Source organism: Sphingobacterium sp. CZ-UAM, from assembly GCF_002000245.1.
Classification (GTDB): Bacteria; Bacteroidota; Bacteroidia; order Sphingobacteriales; family Sphingobacteriaceae; genus Sphingobacterium.
On sequence record NZ_MTCM01000008.1, the window covers coordinates 1 to 16798 of the forward strand.

Sequence of the window (16798 nt, forward strand, 5' to 3'; positions counted from 1 at the left end):
ACAACAATAAAAGAATAAAAAATAGATTAAATGGAAAGAGCCCGGTGGAATACCGAGCTCTCGTACAAAAAACTTAATTTTGTTAATCCGTCCAACTTTTTGGGGTCACATCATTTTTCATCAGGCCTTTTTTTATTTCATTTTATTTTCTAACTTAATCTAGAGGAATCTAACTTTCTGCCGGGATGGCTGTTTCTTCAACCAACGGATAACCAATATTTAATAAAACCTATTATGAAATATTGTAGCAAAATTTTGCTCTTTATAGGTTGTTTTATTGGGATAACCTGTATGGCGCAAACAAATGAAAAAATCAACCTCGAAGAATTATTTGAAAGTTTATCGGAGGAATTGCCCGAAGACACTGATTTAAGTGAATTAAGTGAAAAATGGCAGTATTATCTCAAACACCCCATCGATCTGAACAAGACAGATGGGATGGAATTAATCGAATTACAATTTATAGATCCGCTGTTGATACAGCGGTTGATCGAACACCGTCAGGTTTCTGGTAACTTTATAAATACCTTAGAGATTCAGTCCATAGCCGGTTTTAATACACGGCTCGTATCCTTATTGCTACCTTTCGTTAAGGTCAGAGAAGCTAGTCCACTTACAGGAAACAAATTCAAAGATGTATCCCACGAATTTATATTGCGTTATGGCCGGCCCCTGGAGCAAACAAAAGGGTACCAGATTACAGATACGACAAGATCTCGGTACTTGGGAGATCCCAATCGATTTGCTATTCGATACCGGGCTAATCTAAAAGATAAAATCCGCCTAGCAATTAATATGGAAAAGGATGCCGGTGAGCCATTTTTTAGGGATAAGCAAAAATTAGGATTTGATTTTTATGGAATAAGCCTGATCGTTAAATCGATCGGTCCTATTCGCAATCTCGTCGTTGGGGATTATGCATTGCAATTTGGTCAGGGGCTCAGTATGTGGAACGGTTTAAGCTTTGGCAAGGGTGGGCTGGTACAAAATACTGCCCGGCAGGGTATCGGTGTAAAGCAATACACCTCTTTAAACGAGGTTAATTTTATGCGTGGTATCACAGGAACCTTGCAGCTGCAGCGATTTGAGGTCACTCCCTATTTTTCTTACCGATCCATTGATGCCAATGTAGTCGATGATTCAGCAGGAACGAGGGTAATTAAGACGATTGCGCAGTCAGGCCTGCATCGAACAGCAACAGAACAGCGCTACAGAAATGCTGCGCATCAAATGACCTATGGACTGAATGTTCTGTGGCGATATAATCGTTTCAAGATTGGGATTCATGTCAATCAATCCCAATTGGATGCGATTAGGCTCCGGGGAGCGGCCAAAAGGCAGCAGTATGATTTTGAAGGTGATGTGTTGCAGAATATAAGCCTGTATACAAATTATACGTTCCGAAACGCCCATCTCTTTGGAGAGTATGCCAATAGTTTAGACGGGGGATCGGCTATATTATTGGGATCAATCGTTAGTTTACATCCAAGACTCTCTACTGTTGTTCTCGTCCGGAACTATAGAAAAAACTATCATACTTTCTACGGGCAGGGTTTTGGGGAATCAGGCAATACCGCAAATGAAGAGGGGATGTATGCAGGACTTACCTATCAATTGGCAAGAAAATTAGTTTGGTCCAGTTACATGGATATCTTTCGGTTTCCGGAAGCTAAATACCAAGCGGATACCGGATCTGTGGGAGCAGATTTTTTTAGCCAGCTCAGTTATATCTGGTATAAGAAAGGACAACTCATTTTAAGGTATAGAAATCGATTAAAGCAGACGAATTATATTGGGCAGGGACAAACTGAATCAGGACTAGTAAATAGTTCAAAGCAGCAGTTACGCATAGAATTCCAATATAAGTTGAATACCACCTGGACGATTCGTTCCCGGGCTGAGGCGAACCTGTTCCAAAGGGAATATGAGGATAATAGCCTAGGCTATCTATTTTATCAGGATGTTTTCTGGAAACCTGACATCGGTAAGATTCAGCTAAATGCCCGGATAGCTTATTTTCGGACCGATACCTATGATAATCGGATCTATGCCTATGAGAATGATGTGTTGTATGCTTCAGGATTTGGAATGTATCATACGAAAGGATGGCGTGCATATGTGAATTTGAGATATAAAATAAATCCTAATCTCGATATATGGGCAAAGTATGGGGTTTATTATTATCCGGATAAAGACACAATAGGTTCTGGTTTGGAGGAGATCAGCGGTAACAGAAAGTCCGAAATTAAGCTACAGTTGAGATGGCAACTATGAAAGAATTAACCTTTTATCAAAAGCTGGAGCGAATTCCGATATTAAAGATTACCTCTGTTTACGTTATCGGGCTCTTTTTAGCACCGCTGCTAAAATTCTCCCCCAAATGGTTTCAATACCTGGAATATAGCTTATTCCTATTCGTGGGGCTAACTCTTTGTTGCTATTTGCTCAGAAAAACAGGATTTAGATATGGCTATCTTTTCGGATATTATGTGCTGGTCCTGCTATTTGGCATATGGCAATTTTGGCGTAGCGACCCATTGTTTGTCAAAGATCATTTTTCGCATTTTCAGCTGGATAGCTATGTTGTCGATATTATCGATGAACCTAAAACAAAGGCCGATATCGTCCGATTCGAAGCTGAGGTAATTGGCGGTTATAAGCACGGAACTTTTGTTCAGACTACGGGCAAGATCATGGTTTCAATAAAATCGAAATTGAAAATCCAGTTTCAATATGGCGATCGGCTCTGGGTAAAGGGCAGTATGGCCCGTGTCGCCCCGCCATTGAATCCATTGGAGTTTGACTATAGAGGGTACCTGGAACGAGCTGATATCTACCATCAAATTTTCTTGCATACGGATAACTATACGGTAATTGCAAAAGGAGTTTCACAATCCAATGATATGAGAGGTATGGCGCTGGAAACACGTGGATATTTTTTACGAAAACTACAGCCTTACTTCCAGAATGAGGAATACTTTTCCATTGCAGCTGCTTTGTTATATGGTTTTCGTAGCGATATTGATGAGGAAATCCTAAGAGCATTTACAAACACGGGTACCATACATGTATTGAGCGTTTCTGGAATGCACGTAGCTGTACTCTTTGGTTTTTTGTCATTGGTTTTCAGGTTTGTGCCGCTGCCTTCTATGTTGCCCTGGTTACCTTTTGTAATAACATTTTCCGTTATTTGGCTATATGCTTTTATTGCTGGTCTGGGGCCGCCTATTGTGCGTTCGGCTATTATGATCAGTTTTGTTTTATCTGCGCAGTACTTTAAACGAAATAGCTCATCACTCAATGCTTTGGTAACAGCTGCAACTATTATTTTGCTCTGCTCTCCCAGAGCGCTTAGGGATGTTGGGTTTCAGCTCTCCTTTTTGGCGGTTTTAGGCATGATATTGTTTTTGCCCATTTTTGAAAAAATTATTGTGGTAAAAAAGCCGTTGATGCGTTTTTTTAGGGACGCAGTGAGTATCTCCATCGCTGCGCAGATTTTGACGACACCACTGACCCTCTATTATTTTGGACAGTTTCCCACCTATTTTTTACTGGCAAATTTACTCGTCGATTTCCCTTCAACATTAGCTATGTATCTAGGCTTTGTAATGACGGTCAATCCTTTGGATTGGCTCAATGAGATCCTGGGAATACTTTTGGAAAATTTAATCGGATTTATGCTTTATTGTCTGCAATCTGTTGATAGTCTTGCCTTTTCAACGATCAAAATCAATATCATTGATAAGGGCCTACTTTTTCTTTCCTATGCTGCTATTTTTTCCTTTTTATATGCCTATCAATGGAAGGACAATAAGTATCACTATTTAGGATTCTTTTGTGTCGCTGGGATGCTGATCATAGATATCCACGGTCGGGTTATCGACAGGAATATTGAGCGATTTCGGGTATATAATACGAGAAATGAGTTGACCATGGCTTATTTTAAGCATCAACAGGCTGTTATTTACAGCACTTTTGATTCGTTGAATCATAAAGCCCTGCAATATGCTTGCGGCCGCGAAATCCGGGTATTGGCCTCAGAAGATCATGTTCAATTTGTTCCATTGGGAAATGCAGGGAAAAGAGTGAATTATTTGATCGCGTTGCCAATAGGAAAGGTAATCATTATGGAACATTTTGAAGAGGTATTACCAACCGCAGATCTACTGATTGTCAGAAAAAATGCCATTCAAAAATTAGCTGCTGCAGTATCCCTTATTTCACCCAAACAGGTTATTCTCGATGGCTCCAATTCTTTGAAGAAATCACTCCGCGCAAAGGTCATACTCGACAGTCTAAGGATAAAGAATTATATCATAAAAGATAATTTTGCGTATGTTTGGGATAAGGAGAGCTTATGACTTTAGATAGCATATCAATCTTAAGACAATATTGGGGGTTTGAATCCTTTCGGCCATTGCAGGAAGAAATTATTCAGTCAGTAATTTCTGGTAAAGATACACTTGCTTTACTACCGACAGGAGGGGGGAAATCCATCTGTTTTCAGGTGCCGGCATTGATGATGGAGGGCATCTGCATTGTTGTGACACCCCTGATTGCGTTAATGAAGGATCAGGTGGAACATCTGAAGAAAAATGGTATCCAGGCTGTCGCTATTTATTCGGGGATGAAAAAAAGAGAAGTGGATATCACTTTAGATAATTGTGTCTATGGAAAGATAAAGTTTCTTTACCTTTCCCCGGAACGTTTGTATAGTGATCTTGTTAGAGAGCGGATCCGGTTTATGAATGTTAATCTGTTTGCCATAGATGAAGCGCATTGTATTTCGCAATGGGGATATGATTTTAGACCGCCCTATTTGGAGCTGGCCAAACTGAAAGAGCTTCACCCTAAAGTACCATTTTTGGCACTGACCGCAACAGCGACCGAACGGGTTATTGCCGATATACAACAGAAACTCAATTTTCCAAAGCAAAATGTATTTGTCAAAAGTTTTCTTCGGGACAACTTGGCTTATATGGCGATTGAGGAAGAGGACAAAATGGGCCGGATGCTGCGTATTATTCATAAACTAGGCGGGTCAGGTATCGTATATGTTCGAAATCGAAGAGAGACGCAGGAAATAGCCCGTATTTTGATCAACAATGGAATTGCATCTGACTATTATCATGCGGGATTACCGGGGCAGGAGCGGGATCGTAAGCAGGATGAATGGATGTCGAATGCTGTACGTGTAATTGTTGCTACAAATGCTTTTGGTATGGGAATCGATAAACCCGATGTTCGCTTTGTCATTCACCTGGACCTACCTGATTCGCTGGAAGCGTATTATCAGGAAGCCGGTAGGGCAGGACGTGATGGTAAAAAAGCTTATCCGGTTATTCTTTATCAAAAGAACGATGAAAGAAAACTTGTTGATACATTGGAGGCTAGTTTTCCAGATGTTCCTTTCATACAGCAGACTTACCATTATTTATGTAATCATTTCCAGATTCCGTATGGTGCTGGTGAAGGGCTTACGGTGGATTTTGATGTGGTTACCTTTGCTAAAAAATATCAATTGCCTTTGGTGCCGGTAATGAATGCATTAAAGTTTTTGGAACGCGATGGCTGGTTGACATTGTCAGAAGCAGTGACGATACCTTCACGTTTCAAATTTGAAATTGACAGCACAGAGTTGTACAAGATTCAGGTGCAATATGTCAAATATGATAAATTGATCAAAGCAATTTTACGTACTTATGGCGGCGTTTTTGAGAACTATATCCTAATTAACGAATATGAATTTGCAAATAAACTTGGCGTTCCATACGGTCGGGTAGTAGAGCTTCTCAAATCGCTGGAAGCATTGGAAATAGCTAGTTATCTCCCTTCTACGGACGCTCCGCAGTTGACTTTTTTGCAAAATCGAGTTGATTACAAGCATCTGCATATCGATCATATTTTCATCCGGGATCGTCATCAGGTGAAAGAGGAGCAGGTCAATGGAATGATAGATTATTTGGAACAAGCAAATTGCCGTAGTCAGTCATTATTACTTTATTTTGGAGAAAAGAATGCTGGTTTTTGCCAGGTATGTGATCTTTGTTTAATACGTATACACAAAGAAAACCAACGAGCTCAAATCAAGGAAGAGATAAAGAACAGCTTACTTGCCACATCTAAAAATCTTCACGATCTTGTTGATAGTTTAACCCTTGGAACTGAAAAAAGAAGAATAGAGGTTATCCGGGAACTACTGGATGCCGAAGTAATTCGTTTGGAGGATAAGCTCTATTCCTGGAATACGGTATTTTGATTATTTTTCTATGGGAAGATTAAGTTCTTCACGGCCCCATTCAGACCAGGAACCATCGTATACACGTATGTTTGGATGACCTGAAATATAGGATGCAAAGGCTAGGATAGAAGCTGTCACTCCCGAACCACAGGAAAATACATATTCCTTTCCTGTTTTGAATTGATCAAAATGCTGCTTGAGTTGGTCAACTGGTTTATAGTAAATACCGTCAAGCAATTCCTCGAAAGGCAAATTTTTAGAGTGGGGGATATGCCCGCCGTTCAGTCCTTTTCGGGGCTCGGCAACTAAGCCAATAAATCTTCCTTTACTTCTTGCATCGAAAATGCTTATAGCTGATGACTTATAGTGTGCCAGGATATACTCCTTGTCGGCATACAGGTTTTTCTGAAAATGTGCTTTAAAGTTTCCCGTTTTTCGCTGTTGCTTATAATTGTCTGCTAGGTCAAATTTGTTTTTTTTCCAAGCGGGCACTCCTCCATTTAGAATATACACCTGATCAAACCCCATCACCTTAAACATCCACCAAGCACGCGGACTGGAGTACACCCCCCATCTATCATATAAAACTACGATGCTGTCCTGATCAATACCCAAGGCTTGGGCTTCAGTTTCAAACACCTGTTGTGATACCAGTGTATGTGGTAATTTAGCTGTGTGGTCAGAAAACTTTCCCTCGATATCAAAAAATAATGAATTTGGCAGTAATTCTAAATTTGAATCTTTTAAGGATTGGCCGACTTTATCGATGGTACAGTCAAGTAGGATCACATTGTCGTCTCTTGTCAATGTATCCCGAAGTTCGGATGGATTAATTAAGGCTGATCTGAATGACATAACAATTATTCTTATGTATACAAAATTACAAAGCAGACCTTTAAAAACAAAGCGGCTGTCCTTTTGGAACAGCCGCTTTTTATGGATTGAAAATACTAATTACTTAGCGTTTTTGTCATTTTCCATTTGCTCTTTCAATTGAGCTAACACGTCTAAGTCGCCTAAAGTAGATTTTTCAACAGAATCTTTTACTTTTTTAACAGCTGAAGATTCAGCTTTAGCGTCTTTTTTACGGTTGTTAGACTCTTCTTTGCGAGCTTCTTCTTTCTCTTCTTCCCAGATACGAGAGTGAGAAATTACCAAACGTTTGTTCTCTTTGTTGAACTCGATGATTTTGAATGAAGTAACTTCATCAACTTTCAATGAAGAACCGTCTTCTTTAACAGAGTGTTTAGAAGGACAGAAACCTTCAACACCGTATTGTAGCGCAACGATATCACCTTTGTCACCAACTTTGATCACAGTACCTTCGTGGATAGAACCTTCAGTGAAGATTGTCTCGAAAGTATCCCAAGGGTTTTCTTCCAATTGTTTGTGACCTAAAGATAATTTACGGTTTTCTTCATCTAATTCTAATACAACTACGTCTAATGTTTCACCAACTTTAGTGAATTCGTTAGGGTGGTTGATTTTTTTAGACCAAGAAAGATCAGAGATGTGGATCAAACCGTCGATACCTTCTTCTAACTCAACAAATACACCGAAGTTAGTCATGTTTTTAACAACAGCTGTTTGTTTAGAGCCTACAGGGTAACGCTCAGTGATGTTTTTCCAAGGATCTGGAGTCAATTGTTTGATACCTAAGCTCATTTTGCGCTCGTCACGATCTAAAGTTAAGATCTGTGCTTCGATCTCGTCACCAACTTTTAAGAACTCTTGTGGAGAACGTAAGTTTTGAGACCAAGACATTTCAGAAACGTGGATCAAACCTTCAACACCAGGGATGATTTCTAAGAAAGCACCGTAATCAGCAACTGTTACGATTTTACCTTTCACTTTAGAACCAACTTCTAATGCTGTATCTAAAGATTCCCAAGGATGCTCAGATAATTGTTTCAAGCCTAAAGCGATACGTTTTTTCTCGTCATCAAAATCTAATACAACAACGTTGATTGTTTGATCTAGAGATAAAACTTCTTTTGGATGCTCGATACGGCCCCAAGAGATATCTGTGATATGCAACAAACCGTCAACACCACCTAAGTCGATGAACACACCGAAGTCAGTGATATTTTTAACAGTTCCTTCTAATACTTGACCTTTTTCTAATTTAGCAACGATCTCAGATTTTTGGTTTTCTAAGTCGTTTTCAATTAACACTTTGTGTGATACGACAACGTTTTTGAACTCGTGGTTGATTTTAACAACTTTGAATTCCATTGTTTTACCTACGTATACATCGTAGTCACGGATAGGTTTGATATCGATTTGAGATCCAGGTAAGAATGCTTCAACACCTTTGATGTCAACGATAAGACCACCTTTAGTACGGCTCTTAACGAAACCAGTAATGATTGCATCATTTTCCAATGCCTCATTGATAGCTTCCCAAGATTTTTGAGTTTTAGCACGTTTACGAGAAAGTACTAATTGACCGTTAGCATCTTCTTGAGATTCAACGAATACGTCAACTTTGTCACCAATTTTTAATTCTGGTAAGTCGCGGAATTCGGATAAAGAAACTAAACCGTCAGATTTGAAACCAACATTTAAGACAACGTCTTTGTTGTTGATAGAAACGACAGTACCTTCGATAATTTCACCTTGGTTAACTTGGTTGAAAGTATCAGCGTATTGTGCTTCAAGTTTAGCGCGTTCAGCATCGCTATAATTTCCGAAACCTTTGTCATTTGCATCCCAGTCAAATTCACCTTCTGGTGTGATCCAAGTGTTTGATTTGATTTCGTCGATTAAGTTTGAATCAGCTTCTGATTCAATTTTTTCGGTGTCTTTCACTACTTTAGTGTCAGCACCTTGTAGCTCTGCGTTTTTCGCTGCTAATTCTTTTTCTGCTTCTTGTTTTTTTGCCATTAATTAATTTTCTCCTTTTTCCTACGTTGTAGGAGTTGCAAAGGTACAAAAAAACTTTTAATGCAAAATTTTATTTTTCTTATTTTATTGAAGGACTTTCAGTTATAGCTTGTTGTCGAATAACTTGGCTGCGGAGGGCAAAACAGGTTTTTCATTGACCAGCGAGCGAGCTGAGCCCCATAAGCACGTTCTATTTGTCAAAAAATCGCCCTTAAAACACAGGTACAGCCTATTCGTTGTTTTTTTTAAATGAGTTGAAGATCCGAGGCTTGGCAATTACGATGGTCTGTTTGGATAATGCTATTGCTGCATTCAACTCATAGCCCAACAATAGTATCAGCGTATTGAGGTAGATCCATAGCATAATGACGATTAGCGTTCCGATCGACCCATATAATTTATTGTATGCACCGAAATGATTAATATAGAACGTGAAAATTGAGAAGGTCAAAATAGCCAAAATCGTAGCCATGGATGCTCCCGGGCTAAACAATTTCCATTTGTTAGATGTAGAAGGACCAAACTTATAGATGCAGCTTACCGTAAAGAAATAAATAGCAAAGATAATAATCCATCGTGCAAGCTTTAACAGAGTCGCCCACATGCTGGATTTAATACCTGTAGTTTCTTTAAGATAGTCTATTGTTACACCCGCGATGGTAAATACGGTCATCCCAACGGTGAGGGCAAAAATAATCAGAAAAGCTAATGTTAGCGCAATGAGTCTTTTTTTTACCCAAGGTCTTTTTTCCGTCATTAAGGAAGCTTTATTGAATGCATTCATTAAGGATGCCATACCATTCGTCGCAAAATAGGCTGCGAAAAGAAAACCGAAGGAAAGGAGCCCCCCATTCTGGTTTTTAATAATGTCTTCTAGGGTAGTTTCGACGACAAGGAACGCATTTTTTGGAATCACCACCGCTAAAAAATCCAGTAATTGTTCCTGAAAGTTGTTGATCGGAATATAAGGAATTAATGTAAATAGAAAGATGATGCCGGGAAATATGGCCAACAAAAAGCTATACGATAATGAGGAGGCCTTACTGACGATTGAATCCCTGGAGAGTTCCTGAAAGAAGAATACGGCCACCGTATAAAGGGGAAGCGAACCAAAGCCCGGCAACACAACCCCTTTGCTCCATTCGATTAGTCTAAAATAAGGTTCAAAATTTAATAGCCATTGGTGGAATTTCCCCATATCAATTAAAATATTTACTCATCTTATCCTGGAAGATCTGGGGCGGCATGCAAGGTTTGTTCTTTTCCATATTAACAAACACCAATGTTGTCTCGCCTTGATTAAGCAGTTCGCCACTTTCGTTAAAAAGCTCATATTCGAAAATAATACGTACCGCCGGTTTCTTACGAATCGTTACCCGGATTGTTATCAGATCATCATACTTGCCCGGTTTGAAATACTTTGTTTTCATCTCTGTGACAGGTAACATGACGCCCATTTCTTCCAGTTCTTTATAAGATATTCCTGTACTTCTCAGCATTTCAGTTCTCGCTATCTCGTAAAAGGCAGCATAATTGCCATAATAAACATAACCCATTTGGTCGGTTTCGGCATAGCGGACGCGGATCTGATGGTCAAATACAAACATTATTTCTTGATATTTCTGGCGTCTAAGGCTTGTTGGAATTTTCGCGCATTGACCAGATGTTCTACTTCTGTTTTTGCAAAATTATGATAACCCGAAAAATCATCCTTTGCACACATATAGATGTAGTCATGTTGCTTGAAATTTAGAACAGCATCAATAGCGGCGATACTCGGGATCGAAATAGGGCCCGGAGGCAAGCCCCTATAGATGTAGGTATTGTAGGGGTTGTCTGTTCTTAAATGTTTATTTAGGACTCTTCGGATCGTAAAATCATTGTTCGCAAAAATCACTGTTGGATCAGCCTGTAAGAGCATACCTTTTTTGAGGCGATTTAAATATAAGCCAGCGATCATGGGCATTTCGTCCTGGTGCAAAGCCTCCCCTTTAACAATAGAAGCCAATGTGCTCACCTGTTGTTGAGTGAGGTTAAGTGCTTTTGCCTTAGCAATGCGATCTGCATTCCAGAATTTTTTCCACTCATCATCAAATCGGGCAATCACCTTTTCTGGACTTGTATTCCAGTAGATTTCGTAGGTATTAGGAATGAAAATTGAAATCAGGTTCTCTTTGGTAAAACCAAACTTTTGAGCAATGGCTTCATCATTCAGTACCGCAATAAATTGTGCAGAATCAGCCTCAAAGTTTTTGCCTAATAACGCAGCCATATTTTCCTTTAGTCGGACATTGGCAAATCTAAACTTCACAGGTTCCTGGTAGCCGCCGATCAGATTGCCGATCAAACGCCGGTTGTTCATCCCCGGACTTAATAGATAGCGGCCCGGTTTTACGCTTTGTTCGTACTTTTTATATTGTGCTGCACGTTCGAAAGAAGCGATATCATCCAAAAGACTGGAGTCTTGAATCGATTTGAGAACATCTTCGTATTTAGCGCCTTCATGAATGTAAAGATATTTTTTCTCTCCAGAAACGTTTGAGGCAAAGAAAGCCTTATAAAATGTCCATGCAAAATACCCCCCTACAAGAATGACGATTAATGCAACAATTTTTAACCAACTTGGTATTCCTTTTTTATTTTCCATCAGAATTACTTTTTAGATCTGTAATGAAACCTTCATGGACATATGACTCATCATTTATGCAAATGATCTATGCTCATGAAGGTTTCACACTGGCTTTAGAAGCCTAGACTATTTGCTTTATTTTCCTTTTTTTGCCCCGCTGCAGGTGCTGTATTTGAAGACTTGGCCGGAGGGGTATTTGTTGTCGTTTTTGTTGTAGCAACTGGCTTCGCCGCAGGCGGGGTCGACTGTGTCGGATTCACCTGTGGCTTTGGAGTCGTTGTCCCCCCAGAGCTACCGCTTGTAGGTGAAGGTGCTGTCAGTGAAAGTGTCACATCTATTTTTGCCCCCAAGCTCGTTAATCCCTTTTCTACCCCTGGAGATTGTACACTGATCACAGCTGTTGTGGTATCGGTAACGTTGGGATCATAGGTCACAGTTCCTAAACCAAGTCCGGCACCAGAAAGCGCAAATTTAGCTTCGTTCAAAGGGAGGCCGATCAGGTTGGGAATTTCAACTTCATTCGCCCCGAGGCCATTACCAAGGACAAGATCTATCCTAGAGCCTTTCGGGATCATTCGGCCATTTCGAATGGACTGACCTGCAAATTGAGCGTCTAACACAATATCCCGGGCAATATCAGCGACATAAGTAGTGTCACCTATTTTAAGATTATGATTTTTTAAAATAGCTGTTGCTTCGATCAGGGTCTTATCTTTTATATTCGGAAAAGAGACTTCCGGTGCCACCTGAGTGATAATGGTCAGATAAATTGTTCGACCAGATTTCACGTGAAATCCCTGCTCGGGATCCTGTTCGATCACGAGTCCCGGTTTGGCGTCCATCTGATAAACGGAGTCAATTTGATATTCCAATCCAGCATCTTCCAGTGCCTGGATGGCAGCGTTGATATGTAGGCCCTTTATTTTCGGAACTGCAATGGATTCATCATGTTTAGTATATATTTTCAGCCCGACATATACCGCAAGAAATAGGCAGACTATCGCGACGAATGCGGCAATGAGATTTTTTCTGAATGTGGGTGTCTGAAGATATTGTACGACTTTGGACATTACTGTATTTGATAAAAATGAATTCTGCATAGAACCGCAATATTGAAGCCAATTTTGCAGAATGGTTAAATAAAATTATTCCTCACAAAATTATTCGTTTTTCCGTGTATAGCAAATTATATTTGCTATTCGAATCGCTAAAATTTATGAAAGCAAAAATAGCATTAATAACTGGAGGTTATACAGGGGAGGCCGAAGTTTCTTTTAAAAGCGCCGCCTTTGTCAATTCCCAACTCGATCATGACAAATACGATGTATACCTGATTACGATTTCAAAAGACGCATGGTTTTATACCGATAAAGATGGTCAGCAGTATCCTATACAGCGTGAAAGCTTTACCTTACCATTAAATGGGGAAACGATCAGTTTCGACTTAGCCTTTATTATGGTTCATGGCGTACCGGGCGAAGATGGTAGACTACAGAGCTACTTTGATTTGCTGGATATTCCTTATACTTCATGCGATGCACTGACGTCAGCTCTGACGATGAACAAGGGCTATACGAAGGCGATCTTAAGTGATATTCCTGAATTGTATCTGGCCAAATCTGTTTTATTATTTGAATCACAACGAGGGGAAGCCGTTAGCACGGTAGAAAGTAGTCTTTCCCTTCCATATTTTGTAAAACCGAACGCTGGTGGAAGCAGTATAGGGATGACAAAAGTGAAAGAATCTATTCAGCTACAGGAAGCTATTGACAAAGCCTTTGATGCCGAGAATACAGGAAAGCAGGTCATTGTTGAGGAATTTGTAACGGGGCGGGAATTCTCGGAAGGAATATTCCGTAATGCAAAGGGAGAATTGGTCGTATTGCCAGCAACAGAGGTTCGTACGACACGTGAATTTTTTGATTTTGAGGCGAAGTATATCCCTGGTTTGACAGAGGAAATTACACCAGCAGACCTGACTACAGAGCAGCAAGAACGTGCCGCCCGTATTCTGAAGGAAATTTATGTTAGATTAAATTGTAAAGGTATGGTACGTGTAGACTTCTTCCTGGAAAATGGCACCGATAACTTTTATTTTATTGAGATCAATACTATTCCGGGGCAGACAGCACAAAGTTTTATCCCACAACAGGTACGTGCATTTGGTATGAAAGAAGGTGACTTCTATGCCGAATTGATCGAAAGTGCTTTGTTGTCCGCTAAATAGCTAATGGACGGGGGTGTTTTCCTGATTCTATTTCATCCGCATGTATAGAAATGAACTACCTTTGTGTCGGGGTAACAAAAAATATCAATTTTGACATACAAAAGGGCTTTCAAAAATCTGAAAGCCCTTTTGTATTATTTTCTGAAATCAAACTTGGATAAATCAGGTTTGATTTTTTTTGTTCTTTTTAATTCTTCCTGATAGATAAGCTGGCCGATGTTTTTCAAAAATGGATAGGTGACGGTCTCGTATTCATAAATGCCGTCGTTGTAAATTCCGTTTTCATTGGATTGGACAACAACAGCAAGGAGAAATTCAACACCCTGTTCGAAATCTACAATATAGGCATTATCTATATTATAGCCGTAGGAGTCACCATATTTATTGAAAATACGGATATTGGGATTTAGCTTTGCCTCTTTTTCGCGACCATAGAAGAGCAATTTGCTGTAGGTTGGCCAGAACTCTGTGGTATCATATTTTGGGAAATCCGATTCAAACGGATAGCGGGACATATAATCGTAGAGCAGGTTATAATCTTCTTTTTGTAAATTAAACCTGTCTTTGCTTTTAAATGCCTCTGGAAATAATAATTTCTTCAGGACCAGTTGTTGATCCTCTAGCGCATACACATTGAGGCCTTCAAAGCTCCATGGCTCATGGATAAGTTCATCTTTATCATTCATGTAACCTTTTCCCTGAAGCGTATTGGCTAATTTGATGTCATAGTCTTTGGGGTCAAATTGTTCTTTCTGCTGGTAGACAATATGGTCATCCTTATAGAACGTGAAGGGATTCGTATGCTTGGCCCAGATTCCTTTGTCACCTATAGCAAGCCTGTTGACAATCCGGCTATATTTGGTCTCATATTTTTTCAATTTTGCATTTAATTCAGCACGGCCAATAAATTCGAATAGCCTATTTTGGGCATCATTATCGCTGGTCAATAGTATCTTTTTTACATATTGGGCGATAGATGGCAGTCCGTTGGCCGCTGACTCATCTACAGCTACTTTGGTTTGTTTTTCAAAAGCAGAATCAATACGCAGCGGCGTATCTTTAGTCAGCCCATTAATATGTAAGTCATTAATTTTTTCCAGTGCCAAAATCGCAGTTGGCAGTTTCACAGTACTCGCTGGATAGAAGTACCAATTGGGATTCAGCCGATAACTATAAGACCGGAAATGCGGAATATTGGATTTATCACGGTCAATTTGTGTGTACAGGATCTGTACCTCATGTTTTGTCGGATGATTTAATATTTGCTGGAATAGATCAGGGCGGCTCTGAAGTAATTTTTCCAGGTATACGGTATCTATCTTTTGAGCATATGTCTTGGACATCAGTATAATGAAAACAAGAGATAAATATTTTAACATTCCAATGGTTATTTTCTTTTGTATACCTCAAAGGTATAGCTGAACGCATGCTTATCATCTGCCTGATGCGGTTCCGCAGAAATCATTTCCCAGTCTTCCGATGATAATGCAGGAAAAAACGCATCACCTTGGATCGTTGTGTGTACACGGGTCAAAAGCACCTTGTTTGCCAGCGGTAAGGCTTGTTGATAGATATTAGCTCCACCTATGATAAATACCTCACGTTCATCGCGGCAATATAAAAGGGCTTCCTGGATGCTGTTGGCAACATCGATATCTGCTCCTTGGAAATCTGCATTACGTGTGATGACGATATTTCTTCGGTCGGGTAAGGCTTTTCCTATTGACTCAAAGGTTTTTCTGCCCATCAGGACCGAATGTTCAATGGTATTTCTTTTAAAATATTTAAAGTCGTTGGGTAAATGCCAGGGCATCTGGTTATTGATGCCGATCGCATTATTTTCCGAAGCAGCTACGATTAATGTGATCGTTGGGTTACTCATCTTGTGTCGTGTAGATTAGTCGTATTTTGTGTAAAGTGGTATCATGCAAGGAAAAGCTTCCTAAAGGCCTTCTTAAACCGCAACAGGAGCCTTTATATGTGGATGTGATTCGTAATTTAACAATTCGAAATCTTCGAATTTGAAATCAAAAATGTCTTTTACCTCGGGGTTTATCTTCATTTGAGGCAAAGGCTTTGGATCGCGGCTCAACTGTAGTTCAGTCTGTTCAAAGTGATTGCTATAGATATGTGCATCGCCCAATGTATGGATAAACTCAGCGGCTTCCATATCACAGACCTGCGCCACCATCATTGTCAACAGCGCATAAGAAGCAATATTGAAAGGTACGCCTAAAAATATATCAGCGCTACGTTGATAAAGCTGACAGGACAATTGGGGTTTCATAATCCCCTTTTCAGGTTGTGCCGGTGCTACATAGAATTGAAAGAAAGCATGACACGGAGGTAAGGCCATATGTTCAATCTCGGCAACATTCCATGCTGAGACGATGATTCGACGGGAATCCGGTGAGTTTTTTAGTTGGTTGATCACCTGTGTGATCTGATCGATATGACGACCGTCAGGCGTTGGCCACGAGCGCCATTGCGAACCGTAAACCGGGCCTAAGTTGCCCTGCTCATCTGCCCATTCATCCCAGATGCTTACTCCATTTTCTTTCAAATACTGGATATTGGTTTCGCCTTTCAGAAACCAGATCAGCTCATGGATGATGGATCTAAGGTGCAGCTTCTTTGTGGTTACTAAAGGAAATCCTTCCTGAAGATTGAAACGCATCTGATACCCAAAGACACTCTTGGTACCGGTACCGGTACGATCCGTTTTTACAACACCATTCGTGTATACATGTCTGAGTAAATCTAAATATTGTTTCATCTGTACGTTGTATTTATTAAATGCTTAATCTTTAAATCT

13 protein-coding genes are annotated in these 16798 nt (G+C 40.0%); 4 read left to right on the forward strand and 9 right to left on the reverse strand.

From position 1 onward, the window contains the following. Window positions 1-291 precede the first annotated feature (291 nt). Genes BWD42_RS21775 through BWD42_RS21785 form a run of 3 tightly spaced genes read left to right on the forward strand, consistent with a single transcriptional unit; the run spans window position 292 to window position 6259 of the window. The gene (locus BWD42_RS21775) at window positions 292-2274 is read left to right on the forward strand and encodes a ComEA family DNA-binding protein (protein ID WP_077438526.1); all 1983 of its coding nucleotides are present in this window, start codon (window positions 292-294) and stop codon (window positions 2272-2274) included. After that, window positions 2271-4361: a ComEC/Rec2 family competence protein gene (locus BWD42_RS21780; protein ID WP_175992124.1), complete on the forward strand. Its 2091-nt coding sequence runs from the start codon at window positions 2271-2273 to the stop codon at window positions 4359-4361. The genes BWD42_RS21775 and BWD42_RS21780 overlap by 4 nt, the downstream gene beginning before the upstream one ends. After that, window positions 4358-6259: an ATP-dependent DNA helicase RecQ gene (locus BWD42_RS21785; RefSeq protein ID WP_077438528.1), complete on the forward strand. Its 1902-nt coding sequence runs from the start codon at window positions 4358-4360 to the stop codon at window positions 6257-6259. The genes BWD42_RS21780 and BWD42_RS21785 overlap by 4 nt, the downstream gene beginning before the upstream one ends. Here the strand turns inward: BWD42_RS21785 and BWD42_RS21790 are convergent, their stop codons facing one another. The 6 genes from BWD42_RS21790 to BWD42_RS21815 all read right to left on the reverse strand — a co-directional run bounded on the left by BWD42_RS21790 (window position 6260) and on the right by BWD42_RS21815 (window position 12856). Further along, the gene (locus tag BWD42_RS21790) at window positions 6260-7096 is read right to left on the reverse strand and encodes a sulfurtransferase (RefSeq protein ID WP_077438529.1); all 837 of its coding nucleotides are present in this window, start codon (window positions 7094-7096) and stop codon (window positions 6260-6262) included. It lies immediately after the preceding gene. A 99-nt stretch (window positions 7097-7195) separates the two neighbouring features. After that, complete coding sequence (gene rpsA / locus BWD42_RS21795; RefSeq protein ID WP_077438530.1) at window positions 7196-9127, reverse strand: 30S ribosomal protein S1; 1932 nt, start codon at window positions 9125-9127, stop codon at window positions 7196-7198. 229 nt (window positions 9128-9356) lie between these two features. Next, entirely contained in the window at window positions 9357-10325 is a 969-nt protein-coding gene (locus BWD42_RS21800; RefSeq protein WP_077438531.1) for a YihY/virulence factor BrkB family protein, read from the reverse strand. Window position 10326: 1 nt separating this feature from the next. Next, entirely contained in the window at window positions 10327-10734 is a 408-nt protein-coding gene (locus BWD42_RS21805; protein WP_077438532.1) for an acyl-CoA thioesterase, read from the reverse strand. Continuing rightward, window positions 10734-11774, reverse strand: a complete 1041-nt coding sequence (gene mltG / locus BWD42_RS21810) for an endolytic transglycosylase MltG (protein WP_077438533.1) — start codon at window positions 11772-11774, stop codon at window positions 10734-10736. Before mltG ends, BWD42_RS21805 begins: the two co-directional genes overlap by 1 nt. A gap of 95 nt (window positions 11775-11869) precedes the next feature. Beyond that, the gene (locus BWD42_RS21815) at window positions 11870-12856 is read right to left on the reverse strand and encodes a PASTA domain-containing protein (RefSeq protein ID WP_254846298.1); all 987 of its coding nucleotides are present in this window, start codon (window positions 12854-12856) and stop codon (window positions 11870-11872) included. Between the two features lie 116 nt (window positions 12857-12972). Here BWD42_RS21815 and BWD42_RS21820 point away from each other — a divergent pair, with 116 nt between their 5' ends. Next, window positions 12973-13983 carry a D-alanine--D-alanine ligase gene (locus BWD42_RS21820; RefSeq protein ID WP_077438535.1) on the forward strand — a complete coding sequence of 337 codons (1011 nt, stop codon included), beginning with the start codon at window positions 12973-12975 and terminating at the stop codon, window positions 13981-13983. Window positions 13984-14117: 134 nt separating this feature from the next. Here the strand turns inward: BWD42_RS21820 and BWD42_RS21825 are convergent, their stop codons facing one another. The 3 genes from BWD42_RS21825 to BWD42_RS21835 all read right to left on the reverse strand — a co-directional run bounded on the left by BWD42_RS21825 (window position 14118) and on the right by BWD42_RS21835 (window position 16759). Beyond that, a complete protein-coding gene (locus BWD42_RS21825; RefSeq protein ID WP_254846299.1) occupies window positions 14118-15326 on the reverse strand; it encodes a serine hydrolase in 1209 nt (402 codons plus the stop codon). Window positions 15327-15370: 44 nt separating this feature from the next. Then, window positions 15371-15865: a dihydrofolate reductase gene (locus tag BWD42_RS21830; RefSeq protein WP_077438537.1), complete on the reverse strand. Its 495-nt coding sequence runs from the start codon at window positions 15863-15865 to the stop codon at window positions 15371-15373. Window positions 15866-15937: 72 nt separating this feature from the next. Continuing rightward, window positions 15938-16759: a thymidylate synthase gene (locus BWD42_RS21835; protein ID WP_077438538.1), complete on the reverse strand. Its 822-nt coding sequence runs from the start codon at window positions 16757-16759 to the stop codon at window positions 15938-15940. Between the last annotated feature and the right edge of the window lie 39 nt (window positions 16760-16798).